Raw genomic sequence first — 14,637 nt, forward strand, 5'->3', positions numbered from 1 at the left:
AATTTTTAGCGGGCAGTTTTTAAAAATGAACTGACATGAATCTATTGACAAAATTTCTTGCCTCACTGATCCTCAAAATTTTACTGTTGTTTTTTCTTCTTGCCCCGAGTACTACTGAAGCACAACGAAGAAGTACATCTGTCAACGTAAGTGACAATGGCAAGACCACCATCTCTATCAAAAATGGCTTTGGCAACAACTTCCATATCGAATATAAAGGAGACATCACTTTGTCTGATGACGATACCGATGTAATAGGTATTTCCCGTGGGGGCTATATGGAAATCAAGAAATCTGCCTTTGGTAGTAGACGAAGAATATTTATAGAATCAGATGGTTCGGGAAATCTTATCAAGAAATATTATGTCGGAGGTTCGCAACGAAGTTTTGATGCCGAAGGGCGCAAATGGTTATCGGAAATTCTTCTCGAAGTAGTAAGGAGCACGACTTTGGGGGCCGAAAAAAGAGTTGACCGCATGTATGGAAAGGGAGGGTCGTATGCAGTATTGAAAGAGGTTGACAAGATTGAAAGTAACCATGTAAAGGCCAGATACATAAAACTGTTACTTGAAAAAAAACCTAAGAGCACTGATTTGATTTCAATATTGAATGCTGTGGGCGAAATCGACTCTGACCACCATAAGGCAGATATCTTGAAGCGATATAGCAGCACCTTTTTGACAACCGAAAAAGCTACTAGCGCTTATATCACAACGACGGGTAATATAGACTCCGATCACCACAAAGCAGATGTGCTGAAGAAGTCTATTCGTGATGGCAATATTACCGATACCCAAATGAAAGCCCTTTTTGTTATTGCCGAAGACATCAATTCAGATCATCATAAGGCCAGTGTACTTTTAGAGGCCATGCGCAATCGTCAACTTACCCCCAACAACGTTAAGCTGCTGGTCAATACTTCAAAAGATATTGATTCAGACCATCACAAGGCAACGGTATTACGTGAAGCCTTAAAAACCGAAAAACTATCGCAAAGTGCTTACCATACTTTGTTGAATTCGGTTGAAAATATGAGTTCAGACCACCATATCGCCTCGATTTTTGCCGATATGGCCAAAAATGAGCTCGATGATGAAGCTTTGGGGCATTTGTTGAAACTTGTCGAGGAAAACATGGACTCAGACAGCCATCGGGCCAATGTGCTCAAAAAAGTGGTGTACCACCAAAAACTGAAATCCAGTTCTTTGAACGAATTTCTTGAGGCATTGACAGGGATCAACTCTGACCATCACAAGGCAGAAGTTTTTAAGAACCTTGCCAAGCAGAAATTTACAGAAGAACAGTTGATCACGATTTTACGGGCAACCCATTCTATCAACTCTGACTATCACAAAGCAGAATCGTTGCTCCGGTTTTCATCGGTTGTCAATGAGAGCTCAAGTACCGTTAAAGATGCATATCGGTCTGCCTGTATGGACATAGACTCTGATTCTCATTTGGGCAGGGCGATTAAGGCAGTGAATTAACCAACCATTTTTTTAAAGCACCGAAATACTCAATTATTAATGAGTATTTTGGTGTTATGGAATGGCCAGATTTATACCGACCAAACATGTGGAAACATCTTGCAATTGCCACCGTAGGATTTCTTCTTGGCATTTCACTTCATGGTTTTTTGAGTTTCAATACCGACGAAATACTCTTAGAGCACTACTTGAGCGGCGTTTTGGGTATTTTGATCGGTTATGCCATTTTCTATAGCAATTCATTTTTAAACCGCCTCTGGCCTTGGCGAAAACACCCTGGCCTTCGTCTTTTTGTCGGATTGATCTTTGATTTGCTCCTTTCTTTTTTTCTGGTCTTTCTTTCTATTTGGCTCTATATGGCTATCATGAAATCACCGATGGGAACATTCGATTTTCAAAAACTATTGATCAAGATCGGCATTCTGCTCTTCTGCGTTTCATTGGTTTACAACATTTTCTATTTCGCTTTTTACTCCTATAACCATTATGCCGCCGGACAACTGATGGAGTTGAAATTGGAACGCAGACAGGCAGAGCTGCAGTTGACAACCTTGAAATCGCAATTGAGCCCCCATTTTCTTTTCAATAGCATTAATTCGCTCTCATCATTATTTCAAAAAGACGTTGTCAAGGCCGAGTTGTTCATAAGGGCTTTGGCCAAGTCTTATGATTACGTATTGAAAAACCATCGTGCAAGCTTGGTGACGGTAGGTGATGAGCTTCAATTTGTTGAAGCCTATGCCCAACTTATGAAAACACGCTTTGCAGAGGGGTTTGAACTGCAGGTCGACTTATCAGAAAGTGTTCGTAAAAGCAAGATTCCCCCTTTGACCCTGCAAATTTTGGTAGAGAATGCGCTCAAGCACAATGTTATGGACAGTAATCATTCGTTGTCTGTAAAAATCGATGCGGATAAAAATCACATTCAGGTGAAGAACAACAAGACCAGGCCCAAACAACAGCTTCGGTCTACCAAGATAGGATTAAAGAACATTGCATCTCGATATCGACTATTGAACCAAAATGGAATCGAGGTTTTTGATAAAGAACATTTTACGGTCAAACTGCCGATTCTGATATGAGAAGGTTATTTATACACCACCCTCTATTTCGCTTGCTGAGTCCTCTTTTTAGCGGCACCTTGGTCTATCTATTGATTTTATTGATCCACAATAACATTGAACAGCTCAGGGAAACCTTTTTGGGGCAAGAACTGTATGTCTGTATCGGTCTTGCATATTTGATACAAGAGCTGGTCAGGCTATCACTCTTGCTTTTCAAAAAGATGAATGCGGTCAAATCATTCTTGCTGAGGGCGGCCATTCAAATTTTGGTTTCGGTGGGGGCAACCATATTCTTGGTTTCGACAGCGATGTTTCTTTATTTCAAGCTTGTACTGCTGTACACCCCTAATCTTATGGAACTTTACGTTTTCAACGCCCTCTTTTCGTGTATAGCCCTGGTATATGTGGTACTTTACTTCGGTCATTATTTTCTCTATCGCATCAATACCGAAAAACTTAAAAAAGAAGTCGATGCCAAAAATCAGATCGAGGAAGACTTCATAAGGTTCAAAAAGGGAATTAATCCTGACTTGCTTTTCGAGAGCCTGGAAGCGATGCTTGTGTTGATGAAGAAAGAACCCAATAGGGCCGAGCAGCTTTCAGATCACTTTTCCGCGGTATATCGATATATTTTGTCAAGAGGCAATATAGAATTGGTGCCTTTCACCGAAGAACTCAAGATTTTGGATGAATTGGTGGCCCTTCTCAACCACTTGCCCCATCGAAAAATAGTCTTGAAGAAAACGGTTTCATCTGAAAATTGGGTGGTGCCGGCGAGTTTTTTGACCTTGACCGAACACATTGTCAGAAGCAATATCCCCTCTGAAAATGGGCGACTTGAACTGGCCATAGCCGAAGATGAAAATGATATTCTATTGAAATATCGACCAGAAGAGCGTTTACAGATGACCCTTTCCGAAGAACATTTTGCCGATATTGAGAGAAGCTATTCATTTTATACCGATTCAAAAGTAAGGCTTCATCATGTCGACCAAATAAAAACCATTGCACTGCCAAAACTGAACTACCATGAAAGTAGCCATCATTGAAGACGAGCCCCTGGCTGCAGAAAAACTTCAGCGTTATCTTCAAAAGTTCAATGAAGAGATAGAGGTTCTCTGTACACTTGACTCATTGAAGTCAGCTATTCCATGGGTAGCAAAGAACAAAAATGAAGTCGATTTGTTTTTTATGGATGTACAGCTCAGCGATGGGTTGAGCTTTGAGATCTTTTCCCATGAAGAAATCGACAAACCGGTGATTTTCACGACAGCTTTTGATGAATTTGCTGTCGATGCCTTTAAGGTGAACAGTATTGATTATCTCTTGAAACCTATCACTTTCACAGACCTTTCAAAGGCTTTGAAAAAGCTAAAAAGGCTGCAACAACAATTTTCCAGACCGCAAGAGGTCGCCGCCACGATAGAAAAACTATCAAACAAGTCGTACAAAGACCGTTTTTTGGTCAGTATCGGGAATCATATCCGCTCTATACCCGTAAATGATATCATTGCCTTTCAAGCAGAGGGTAGAGATGTCTCGTTGTTCACTTCTGAAGGAAAAGAATATCTCATCGAATACAAGCTTGAGGCCCTAAAAGAGTTGTTGGATCCAAAACATTTTTTTCGCGTAAACAGAAGTTTCATCGTCGCCCTAAATGCCATTAATGATGTGACCGTGTACTCGAATCGTAGACTGAAACTCATTTTAAAACACAGAATGGACGGGGAAATCGTTGTCAGCCGTGAAAAGGTGGGCGACTTTAAAAAGTGGTTTGCCGGTGGCTAATTGTTTTAGAAATTAATACCTTAAACCAAAATACACATCATGAGAATGACAGCGATTTTGGCCGTGTTTGTTTTATTGGCCTCTTGCCAACCAGAAGTTCAATACGATATAGTGCTCAAAAACGGAATCATTTATGACGGTAATGGAGGTAGTCCCTTTTCCGCTGACATAGGCATCAATGGCGATACTATTGCCACGATTGCCGAAACCGGTGCACTTTCAGGTACCGAGGTGGTCGACGTAAACGGATTGGCCGTTGCACCTGGCTTCATCAACATGCTCAGTTGGGCAAATGTTTCTCTTCTGGAAGATGGCCGCTCTCAAAGCGATATTCGACAGGGCGTAACCTTAGAAGTAATGGGCGAGGGTCGATCGATGGGGCCATTGAGCGCCGATATGAAACAAGAAATGTTGAATAACCAGGGCGATATAAAGTTTGATGTTCCATGGATGACCTTGGGCGAATACCTGCAATATCTAGAGGACAAAGGCGTATCGACCAATGTGACCTCGTTCGTTGGCAACGGCACTTTGCGCAGGCACGTTATCGGTTATGAAAATCGCCCTGCCACTGCTGAAGAACTCGAAAAGATGAAGCAATTGACCGCCCAGGCGATGGAAGAAGGGGCTGTGGGCATCAGTAGTTCACTCTTATATGCCCCGAGTATGTATGCCAGTACCGAAGAATTGATCGAACTGGCAAAGGTGTCCGGCGAACATAATGGAATGTATATTTCACACATTCGCAATGAAGGTGACCAATTGCTTGAAAGCCTTGATGAATTGATTCATATTGGCAAAGAAGCCGATGTCAGGGCCGAGGTGTACCATTTAAAAGCTTCTGCAAAGCACAATTGGAACAAACTCGATGTGGCCATTGAAAAGATTGATTCTGCCCGTAACGCCGGGCTTGATATTACCGCTGACATCTATACCTACAATGCCAGTTCTACAGGCTTGCACGTACAATTGCCCGATTGGGCCAGGGAAGGGGGCATTGCCGCTATGTTGGAACGGCTGGCCGACCCTGCCAATCGAAAAAAAGCCATTGGGGAACTGGAATTTAGAAATGCTCCGGAAACCATTCTGTTGGTGGGATTTAGAACAGGGAAATTGAGGAAATATATCGGCAAATACCTTCCTGAAGTAGCACAAGAATTGGGTAAGTCAGTAGAGGAAACCTTGGTCGATTTGATCGTTGAGGACGGCAGTCGCATTCAAGTGGTTTATTTTTCCATGTCAGAAGACAATATCAAGAAAAAGCTCGCCCAGCCTTGGGTCAGTATTTGTTCAGATGCCGGTTCGTATACCAATGAAGGGGTATTTGTCAAGCAGAGCACACATCCGCGGGCATATGGATCCTTCATTAGGGTACTTGGTAAGTTCGCCCGTGATGAAGGCGTGATTTCTTTAGAGGAAGGCATTCGCCGAATGACCTCCCTTCCCGCAGAAAATTTGAAATTGATAGATCGCGGTAGGTTGGCGGAAGGCTATTTTGCCGATATTGTGGTTTTTGACCCCAAGAAAGTGAACGATAAGGCTACTTTCACCGATCCCCATCAATATGCAGAGGGCGTTGTACACGTATTTGTCAATGGTGGCCACGTGCTGAAAGATGGCGAACATACCGGGGCAACTCCCGGAAGGTTTGTTAAAGGTCCGGGTTATATTGAAAAGAAAAATGATAAACCGTAACTTCAATACAAAAACAAATACGCCCCAAAAATGCATGCTTTCAAGTTTTTGTGCAGCAAGATGTTGTTTGCTGTAGCCCCATTTTTTTTAACAACACCCGCAATCGCCCAAAATGGGTTTCATGGAACCTTCATTGAACAAAATGGGGCGGCAACATTGAAACTGAAGCCCATGGATTCGGAAATTCACGGACTCTTGATTTTAGCTGATGGCATGTATGCCGTAAAAGCCAAAAGTGACCAAAACATACTGGACGGGGTGGTTTTTACCGATACCGGAAATTTCAATTTTTCTGGCAAATCTTTTGAGGGCGGAATAAGCATTCAAGCACAAAACCTGAACTATATCTATTACAAGACTTCAAACGAACATGAGCTGGATTTGGTAGACCTGACCCCATATTTTAAAGAAGGTGCCCAACAAACCGAAGAACAGACTGCCGGCAACAAGAAAGAATACTCGAACAAGCAGCAACAACTTCACGACTACATAGCAGGGGGGCAATTGGCCATCTATCAACGTACCTCTTATCTGAATGATTCTAGGGCAAGCTCATTGACCTTCTATAATTTTTGCCATGATGGCAGATTCAGTTATAACCATGATGGCGGATTCAGTGTTGAAAGTGATTATGGCAATGCCCATGGGGCCTCAAAGGTAAAAAACCATGGTACTTGGACGATTGACATGGTTCAAGGAAAACCCGTAATTACCCTATTGTTCACCGATGGTCATAAAGTGGTGAATCCGATTGACGAAGCAGCACTCTACAAAGGAAAGTATAGGGTAGGCAACACAGAATACGCCTTTGCTCGCAACAAAGTTCAATGTCGGTGATCTTTATGTACAACAGCGATCGACCACTTTGCCCCGCCGTATTTTAGTGAAAAAAAATCTTTGCCAGTTTATAGTAGGTAATCGAGGTCATCAGTGACTTCAGTTTATGGGGATTGATCTATAATAATGATGGTTTCCAAACGTTATTGAACCATAAACCCCAAAAACAAAAAAAGTGAAAAAATTCCATGACTTTTTCAAAAAAGCAATGATATTTACCGCTATGGCTGCCATGGTCGTTGCCTGTAGCGATGATGCCGAAGATGTCCCCACCGATGTGTCGATTACAGAGGCAGAACTTAAAACCGTATTGGAAACAGATCAAGCGGCCGGTGCTGCTGACAATGTACTGGCAGAATTGTTCCAAGATAATGGCAATTCCAACAAAGGTACCGCTAAGAATGACGAGTGTTACAGTGCTGAATATACCGAGAATGGTTTTACCGCCACTTTTAACAATTGTGTGTTGAACGGTACCGATAATGTCAATGGAACCTTGACGGTAGCTTATATGGCAAGTGGAGAATCGGCAGGTTTCACGGCTACTTATACTGATTTTTATGTAGGAAACATCAAGGTCAACGGCACCAGAACCTTTGAAATCAATGGCAATGGCGAGGAAAGTGAATTGTCATTCGAAATAACCAGTAATATTACATTGGAAATGGAGGATGAAAGCATCATTTCTGAGAGTGGAACGAAAACAATGACCTTCACTTTTGGTGAAAATTTTGAAGATTTTGGCTTCACCTTGGCAGGAGAATGGACGGTTCAAGCCGATGGAAATACCTACATGGTCGAAACCGTGACTCCATTGGAAATTAGTTTTTCATGCGAATATTTAAGCAAAGGCAGCATGACCTTGGGCAAAAATGGCTTAGCGGTAACTGTCGATTTTGGCGATGGTACTTGTGATGACAAGGCAACCGTTATCTATCCCGACGGAACAGAAGAAGAGTTCACGCTGTAGTTTTATTGCGCTGTGCAAAACAAAAATGCCCCGTTTCGGGGCATTTTTTTATGCGTTTCACACCGGTGAATCATTGATTTAATTGGTCACTGATTGCAGCACAGTAACCTTTTTTACCGCTATCAGGTCAAAATGGCCTAAATCTATGTTCAAGACATCGTTTTGTGAAGATCCCTGTTGGGCCCGTAAATAGTATTCATCGCCTGACGAGGGATTATGATCGATATATGATATGGTATTGCTACTAGAACGATGTGATGTGGCATGCCGCTGATAGCCTGAGGCGCTACGAGCGACCACAGTGCCATTTTTCAACAACTCAAGTACGGGATTGATACGGGCATAAGTGCCGCTTTGAGGTTGGTCCATATAGGCCATGGCATCAATTTCAACATAGTCTGCGGTATCGTTGAAGGTAGCTCTATTTGAATTTATACTCCAACCTGTGTCCGTTCGCAAAGTCGTCAAGGTCAAAATGGTATTGGGTTGGTTTGAATCTCCTGAGACGCTTGCCTTTGCCATAAAAGACTGGTCAACATCTATAGTTGTTGAGCTGATGGTCGTCATGATATCAGTCTCGGTACCCGTCTCATCGGTATAGGTATAAGAGCCATTGCCGTTATCTTCCAAGGTGCTGGTAGCTTCAAGCGATACCCACGTGCTATTGCTGAAAACATAGATTTGCCCAGTATCAGTGGCATATGCAATGGCCCCTTCCTGGGCATTGGTAATGGCCGTTATATTCGCTAAATCGTCTGAGGGAATACCCATCACGGAATTTGCGTCTATTTGTGAATGGGCCATCATGCATACAAAAAGGAATAGGGTTAAAGAACAAATTGACTTTTTCATTTTATGTAGGGATTACTTGTAAACTTCTATATCAATCAATTCTGAGAGCGCATTTCCATCAACCAATTGTCCAGTAGGGAACCAATTGTTTAACGTATTCAAAGATAGGAGAATTTTGACGGAAAAGGCTTACGGTGCCAATTCACAAGTGATGTTATGCCCAAGCATGTGCCACTTTTTCAAGATGCAAGAATAACATTTCATCAGTGGAAGTGCTTGGCGAACCCACTTATGGCCATACGAAAATATGACCGCGCCCGTTCGGAAGAATTCTTATGTAAAATCATCAAAAAAAGTTAAACTCTTTGTGTTCGTCATGGCTGTTATGTACCTTAAGGAAAAGTAAATAAGGCGTATGAAAACACTTCATGTTTTGATGTCATCACTGTTTTTGGTGCTGATGGCAAGCTGTGCGACCACATCAAAGGTTTCAACGGAAGAAATGCAACAACTTGAGGATTTGGCGCAAAGCAGGGCTTTTAGATTCGAGGCAGAATGGGCGATGCCTTTGGTCACAAACAGTTTAAGCCAAATCAATAGTGCACTGTTGTTGCCGCCGGGAAGCACTGTCAATCAAATCAATCTTAACGGCAATAACAATTACATCAAGATTCAAGGTGATAGTGCCTCGGTCTATTTGCCCTATTTTGGTGAACGACAAATGGGTGGAAGCTATGCACCAAGAAACACGGGCATTCACTTTGAAGGAATCGTTGATGAGATGGAAATGGTCAAAAACGAGAAAAAAAATAGTTATGAGATCAGTTTTGACATGGAAGCCGAAGAAAGCGCCGAAGTGTATCAGGTTTATATATTGGTCTTCCCAAACTTGAGCGCGAACGTGAATATCAATAGCAACCAGCGCTTTCCGATCAGGTATAAGGGCAAGGTTTCAAAGTTTATGGAAGAAGAACTGTGATCTTTCACCGATAGCTTTGAGAAGTTGATGCAAGTCCTATATTCCATCTCTTCTATTTGCGGGAAATCCAATTCGACCATAGTGAACAGCATAAGGCCAAAAGGGCCAATGCTATGGTTAGGGAATTTATTAGGCCATTTTCAGGTAACCAGCCCGTGACTTTTTGTACAAGAAAGGCAATGTAACTCGATGGCAGATCGCGTTCACCCAATTTTTCAAGAATTTCATAGTGCCAGTCGGTCAAAAAACAATAACCCCAACCAAACCAGATGCCCAATAAAAACCATGACCCAAATGTGATCGACAAAGTGATCAGGTTCAGCCTGCGTGTCTTTGGGTGAAGCCACCCGAAAAGGTTGAACAGAATAAGTGCTGTGTGGAAAATGTAAAAAAAATAGTTGGCAAGGTGCAAGAACAAGTCTTTCATGTAGAATTGAAATCTCTTTTAAAAGTAAACAACAATCTATTAATGCGGTATATGCAAAAAGACCAAAAAATAAATGAAGTAATGTACAGTTACCATTCAAAGCTCATGGCCCAACGATGTTTAGATTTTTTCTTTTCCGATTTTCCCCTGCACTCTTCTTGAATCATTGTATTTTAGCCAGCAAACAACTACAATGAAGCGACCCTACTTTAGTATTGGCGTTATCTGTCTTACCCTAGCGGTTATTTCTATTTCATGTAAACAAAAAGTAAAGACCGAATCAGCGCCCCAGAAAGAAGAGACCCAAAAAACTATATCCAGTTTACCGATAGACCGACTTAATCTTCCCGAAGGCTTTAGAATTGAAATCTTTGCTGAAGGCATAGATGATGCACGGTCGATGGCATTGGGAGATAAAGGTACCCTTTTCGTGGGCACAAGAAGGGCCAACAAGCTCTATGCCTTGCAAGATACCGATGGCGACTACAGGGTTGACAAAACCATCGTGCTTGATACCGCCATGCAAATGCCCAATGGTGTCGCTTTTCGAAACGGATCCCTATACGTGGCTGAAGTGAACAGACTTTTAAAATATGATGACATAGAATCACAATTGGACAGCTTACCGGAACCCGAGGTTATTTACGATGATTACCCCACAGAATATCACCACGGTTGGAAATATATAGCCTTTGGCCCCGATGATAAATTATATGTACCGGTGGGTGCCCCTTGCAACATCTGTGACAGCACGGTTTCAGATAAACGATATGCGGCCATTACCCGAATGAATGCCGATGGCAGCAATCGTGAAATCTATGCCCATGGCGTTAGAAACACAGTAGGGTTCACTTGGCATCCTGAGACCCACGAGCTTTGGTTTACAGACAATGGCCGCGATATGATGGGTGATGATATACCCCCTTGCGAATTGAACCGTGCCAGTGAGATGGGGCAACATTTTGGTTATCCTTTTTGCCACGGTGATTCTATCAAAGACCCAGAATTTGGTGACCAAAGGCCCTGTTCAGAATTTGAACCACCCGCTCAGAATCTCGGTGCCCATGTGGCGCCCCTCGCAGTCAAGTTTTATAGAGGAGATATGTTTCCTGAGGAGTACAAAAAATATGCGTTCATTGCAGAACATGGTTCATGGAACCGTTCCAAAAAGGTAGGCTATAGAATTGCCTTGGTGGCGTTGCAAGGCAATGAGGCCGTATCGTACTCCACTTTTATCGATGGTTGGCTCGATGACGAAACACAAGAACAATTTGGCCGCCCCGTGGATATGCTATTTTTGAAAGATGGGTCCATGTTGATTTCAGATGATTATGGAGATGCCATTTATCGGGTCAGTTATGCGAACATGGCAGAGGGCAATGCCCAATAACTAAAATCCCATCAAAATATCAATACTGTGAAAATATATAGCAAGGTTGCCTTGATCATCAGTGTATTCTTGGCCATTGTGATCATCACCACTCTATCGTTCGGCCATACCCAAACAACAGGTCTTTGGGTAATATTGTTTTTTCTCAGTCTTGCGTTGGGTTTTCAAGGAGTCAAAAAATTAAGGGGCTTTTCGTTCACGATTTTGATATTTGCGGCAGTGGCAGCCTCACTGTTCTATCCAAACCTCTTTCTTCAAATAAGGGGCTTTAGTCTGAAAAAGTTGATTGTTCCCTTGTTGATCATCATCATGTTTGGTATGGGTACGGCAATGAGTCTCAAAGATTTTGTCGGGGTGGTGAAAATGCCCAAAGGGGTGCTCATCGGTATCATATGCCAGTTTACCATCATGCCCTTTATTGGCCTCGGATTGGCCTACCTTACCGGGTTGCCACCTGAAATTGCCGCAGGAATCATTTTGGTCGGATGTTCGCCCAGTGGCTTGGCCTCTAATGTGATGGCCTATATTTCCGGTGCCAATTTGGCCCTGTCATTGACGCTAACGGCCGTGGCCACATTATTGGCCCCCATTATGACCCCCTTTTTGATGAAACTATTGGCAGACCAGTTGGTACCCATAGATTTTTTGGGAATGCTTTGGAGCATCTTGAAGATTGTGATATTGCCGATCATTGCAGGGCTAATTTTCAACAGGTATGCCCATGGCCGTTTTTCTTGGTTAGACAAGGCCATGCCCAAAATCTCGATGGCTGGCATTGCCATTATCATCACCATCATTACCGCTGCGGGGCGAGATTCATTATTGCAAATCGGGTTGATGCTCATTGTGGCAGTGGTACTGCACAATACTGCTGGATATTTTCTGGGCTATTGGGGCAGCAGATTGACCGGGTTGGATGAAAAATCTGCCCGAACCGTGGCCTTTGAGGTGGGCATGCAAAATGCTGGGTTGGCATCTGGCATCGCTTTAGAAATGGGTAAGTTAGCGACCATGGGATTGGCCTCCGCGGTTTTCGGACCTTGGATGAACATATCGGGGTCGTCGTTGGCCACTTGGTGGAGGGACAAAAAGTAATCCCTAAGATCATCCAGTGAAATAATGTGGAACTTTTGGGTACTTTAAAAACACCAACTTAAAAGTATCACGGATTTTTTTTCCGTTAGAACGTCCAATTATCTCCAAAATCCGTAAAAGGTATAGACAAAATTTAGTTTTTTTGCCGCATGTTTCGAACTGTAACATCATATCTACTTGTCAAGCAGCTTTTTGTGTTATGTACGCTCATATCCTCCACAGCGGTTTTACGTGGGCAGAACCTGAACTATGAAGGCCCTTACAAGGCGGGCATTTACAAGGGAGATGCCAGCTTTGAATATAATTTGGTCGATGGTGATACCCTCTTGAACGGCAAGTTCACCATGCAACGATCAGATTTGGATTCCCTTTTGGAAGGGGCCGATTACGCCTTTTTCTTTGATGGGGCTTTTGAGAAGGGTTACCCTGAAGGGTTTTGGCGTTTTGAACTGGGCAAATACCGATCTGATGGCGAGACTAGGATAGTCGATGGGCAATATCGCGTAAACGTGAACGGTGTCAAGCGTGAAGCCTATGGGATCATAAGAAAGGGGAGACCTGATGGTCAATGGATTTTTATGGTCAACCAGATAAAAAACTCCGCTTTGGACAAAACCCGGTTCCGAAGTGTATTTTCTTTTGAGGATGGGGTGCCCCAAAAGAGTTTTCGCATAGAAAATGACAGCAGTACCTTGGTCGGTCGGTTCTTGCGAAACGGATTCGCCCATGATGTATGGACCCTCTATTCAAAAATGGATGCGAATACTTCAGAAAATTGGCATTTTATTGAGGGTCGCTTGGCAAAAATAGAGATGGAGACCGATGGTCAGGTCGAGACCATTGCGATTTACGATGGGGGGTCAGACCAGTCCAAGGCCGTCACTTTAGACGCACGCTTTATTGCGCTGGTACAACTACGGCTAAAACGAGAGAATAGTAATGGTTTTGTTGGAGGAATGTCTCGGTTGCTCAACGAGAATACAGAGAATTATCAACAAATAGATACTATTCTTTCCGAACTGGGCAAGTCATCTTTTGTGCCACAACTTAAAGTAACGGCACCATACTTTCCCCTAGACTCTTTGGAAACAGCCCGATTGGATTCCATAGTGAACTGGTTCAAAAAATCAGAGGCGATCACTCGGTCATTGCTGAACGATCCGCAGTTGAACATTTTGAAACGTTCTGACGATGAAGTTGACTTTAAGTATGAGGTGGTCAAGACGATTTCTGAAGAGTTTCTGATGCCATTGAAACAATTGGTTGAATATCGCAGGCAAGGTGTTCTTGAGTTTGCAGCCCGCGATGAATTGCTGGCGGGGTTGTGGCCTGTAGGAAAACCTTCGGCGACCATTGAGGTTGAAATAAATACGACTGGTGAAAAACGAACCTACACGGGGCCAGAAGGCACAGATCTTGATTTCGATGATTACAAGGGGTTGGAATCTGTTCATAAGCTTGCCCAGTACGCTTATCTGAGTCTAGAGTCCATAGCGAGCACACTTAAAGATAAATTGGCCAATGAAAAGCGGCAACAAACCTTTATCGCTTTGGAAAAGCAGATGATCGCCCAGGCCGATTCATTGGGCAAACAAGTTGATTCAGTACAGGATAAGATTGCCAAACCGTCATCAGAAGCATTGGTCGCCATTAAAAAACGTGCTGAAGATGAATTGGCCAACTATTCACAAATAGAAGCAACAGATGCCAAATTGGTTTTCGCACAAAATTTAATCAGTTGTCTAACGGCTTTGAACGACCTGGCGAAATCAATAACGGCCCTGCCCATGCGCAATGAGACCATTCAAGAGGTCTATTCAGATGCGGTTTGGAATCCTTTTACGGCGACCATAATGAACGAAGATGTAAAAAAGCGCATTACCGCTGCTTATCGAGACATACTGGTCCCAGATTTTTTGAATCGGGTACAAACAGCGGTAAGCTGTGATAATGCAAGAGAATTACATCTCCTTTTTGAAAATTCATATCAGCGCATATTGGAACTACGTAACGAGGAAACCTCAAAATTAGAACGTAAACTCAAGAGAGAAAAAAATCCCGAGATCATCATACAACTGTTCAATATACCATCTACAACCGAAGAACATTAGAA

At 42.9% G+C, this 14,637-nt stretch carries 13 protein-coding genes; 11 read left to right on the forward strand and 2 right to left on the reverse strand.

Annotation, left to right across the window (positions count from 1 at the left end):
- Positions 1-35 precede the first annotated feature (35 nt).
- The 7 genes from L0P89_RS15440 to L0P89_RS15470 all read left to right on the forward strand — a co-directional run bounded on the left by L0P89_RS15440 (position 36) and on the right by L0P89_RS15470 (position 7,841).
- Positions 36-1,487 carry a hypothetical protein gene (locus tag L0P89_RS15440; protein ID WP_235266011.1) on the forward strand — a complete coding sequence of 484 codons (1,452 nt, stop codon included), beginning with the start codon at positions 36-38 and terminating at the stop codon, positions 1,485-1,487.
- Between the two features lie 86 nt (positions 1,488-1,573).
- Positions 1,574-2,569, forward strand: a complete 996-nt coding sequence (locus L0P89_RS15445) for a sensor histidine kinase (RefSeq protein ID WP_235266012.1) — start codon at positions 1,574-1,576, stop codon at positions 2,567-2,569.
- Positions 2,566-3,600 (forward strand): histidine kinase, encoded by a 1,035-nt coding sequence (locus L0P89_RS15450; RefSeq protein WP_235266013.1) that lies wholly within the window; start codon positions 2,566-2,568, stop codon positions 3,598-3,600. The genes L0P89_RS15445 and L0P89_RS15450 overlap by 4 nt, the downstream gene beginning before the upstream one ends.
- A complete protein-coding gene (locus L0P89_RS15455) occupies positions 3,581-4,339 on the forward strand; it encodes a LytR/AlgR family response regulator transcription factor (protein WP_235266014.1) in 759 nt (252 codons plus the stop codon). Before L0P89_RS15450 ends, L0P89_RS15455 begins: the two co-directional genes overlap by 20 nt.
- A 39-nt stretch (positions 4,340-4,378) precedes the next feature.
- On the forward strand, positions 4,379-6,034 hold the full coding sequence (locus L0P89_RS15460) for an N-acyl-D-amino-acid deacylase family protein (RefSeq protein WP_235266015.1): 1,656 nt from the start codon (positions 4,379-4,381) through the stop codon (positions 6,032-6,034).
- Positions 6,035-6,205: 171 nt separating this feature from the next.
- Positions 6,206-6,871 (forward strand): hypothetical protein, encoded by a 666-nt coding sequence (locus tag L0P89_RS15465; RefSeq protein ID WP_235266016.1) that lies wholly within the window; start codon positions 6,206-6,208, stop codon positions 6,869-6,871.
- 175 nt (positions 6,872-7,046) lie between these two features.
- On the forward strand, positions 7,047-7,841 hold the full coding sequence (locus L0P89_RS15470) for a hypothetical protein (protein WP_235266017.1): 795 nt from the start codon (positions 7,047-7,049) through the stop codon (positions 7,839-7,841).
- 78 nt (positions 7,842-7,919) lie between these two features.
- On the opposite strand, the gene L0P89_RS15475 is transcribed toward L0P89_RS15470, so the two are convergent.
- On the reverse strand, positions 7,920-8,693 hold the full coding sequence (locus L0P89_RS15475; protein WP_235266018.1) for a hypothetical protein: 774 nt from the start codon (positions 8,691-8,693) through the stop codon (positions 7,920-7,922).
- Positions 8,694-9,048: 355 nt separating this feature from the next.
- Between L0P89_RS15475 and L0P89_RS15480 the strand changes: the two genes are divergently transcribed.
- The gene (locus L0P89_RS15480) at positions 9,049-9,612 is read left to right on the forward strand and encodes a DUF4251 domain-containing protein (RefSeq protein ID WP_235266019.1); all 564 of its coding nucleotides are present in this window, start codon (positions 9,049-9,051) and stop codon (positions 9,610-9,612) included.
- Between the two features lie 52 nt (positions 9,613-9,664).
- On the opposite strand, the gene L0P89_RS15485 is transcribed toward L0P89_RS15480, so the two are convergent.
- Entirely contained in the window at positions 9,665-10,039 is a 375-nt protein-coding gene (locus L0P89_RS15485) for a DUF2784 family protein (protein WP_235266020.1), read from the reverse strand.
- Positions 10,040-10,232: 193 nt separating this feature from the next.
- Here L0P89_RS15485 and L0P89_RS15490 point away from each other — a divergent pair, with 193 nt between their 5' ends.
- From L0P89_RS15490 to L0P89_RS15500, 3 genes are all read left to right on the forward strand, one after another.
- The gene (locus L0P89_RS15490; RefSeq protein WP_235266021.1) at positions 10,233-11,429 is read left to right on the forward strand and encodes a sorbosone dehydrogenase family protein; all 1,197 of its coding nucleotides are present in this window, start codon (positions 10,233-10,235) and stop codon (positions 11,427-11,429) included.
- Between the two features lie 27 nt (positions 11,430-11,456).
- Positions 11,457-12,524 (forward strand): bile acid:sodium symporter family protein, encoded by a 1,068-nt coding sequence (locus tag L0P89_RS15495; protein WP_235266022.1) that lies wholly within the window; start codon positions 11,457-11,459, stop codon positions 12,522-12,524.
- Between the two features lie 149 nt (positions 12,525-12,673).
- Positions 12,674-14,635, forward strand: a complete 1,962-nt coding sequence (locus L0P89_RS15500) for a hypothetical protein (RefSeq protein WP_235266023.1) — start codon at positions 12,674-12,676, stop codon at positions 14,633-14,635.
- Positions 14,636-14,637 lie beyond the last annotated feature (2 nt).

Origin of the sequence: Muricauda sp. SCSIO 65647, assembly GCF_021534965.1 — a bacterium.
Lineage (GTDB): Bacteria > Bacteroidota > Bacteroidia > Flavobacteriales > Flavobacteriaceae > Flagellimonas_A.

Excerpts from the sequence above, each read along its gene's own strand:
- L0P89_RS15440 (WP_235266011.1), top strand. The coding sequence starts at position 36 with ATGAATCTATTGACAAAATTTCTTGCCTCACTGATCCTCAAAATTTTA.
- L0P89_RS15445 (WP_235266012.1), top strand. The coding sequence starts at position 1,574 with ATGTGGAAACATCTTGCAATTGCCACCGTAGGATTTCTTCTTGGCATT.
- L0P89_RS15450 (WP_235266013.1), top strand. The coding sequence starts at position 2,566 with ATGAGAAGGTTATTTATACACCACCCTCTATTTCGCTTGCTGAGTCCT.
- L0P89_RS15455 (WP_235266014.1), top strand. The coding sequence starts at position 3,581 with ATGAAAGTAGCCATCATTGAAGACGAGCCCCTGGCTGCAGAAAAACTT.
- L0P89_RS15460 (WP_235266015.1), top strand. The coding sequence starts at position 4,379 with ATGAGAATGACAGCGATTTTGGCCGTGTTTGTTTTATTGGCCTCTTGC.
- L0P89_RS15465 (WP_235266016.1), top strand. The coding sequence starts at position 6,206 with ATGGATTCGGAAATTCACGGACTCTTGATTTTAGCTGATGGCATGTAT.
- L0P89_RS15475 (WP_235266018.1), bottom strand. The coding sequence starts at position 8,693 with ATGAAAAAGTCAATTTGTTCTTTAACCCTATTCCTTTTTGTATGCATG.
- L0P89_RS15480 (WP_235266019.1), top strand. The coding sequence starts at position 9,049 with ATGAAAACACTTCATGTTTTGATGTCATCACTGTTTTTGGTGCTGATG.
- L0P89_RS15485 (WP_235266020.1), bottom strand. The coding sequence starts at position 10,039 with ATGAAAGACTTGTTCTTGCACCTTGCCAACTATTTTTTTTACATTTTC.
- L0P89_RS15490 (WP_235266021.1), top strand. The coding sequence starts at position 10,233 with ATGAAGCGACCCTACTTTAGTATTGGCGTTATCTGTCTTACCCTAGCG.
- L0P89_RS15500 (WP_235266023.1), top strand. The coding sequence starts at position 12,674 with ATGTTTCGAACTGTAACATCATATCTACTTGTCAAGCAGCTTTTTGTG.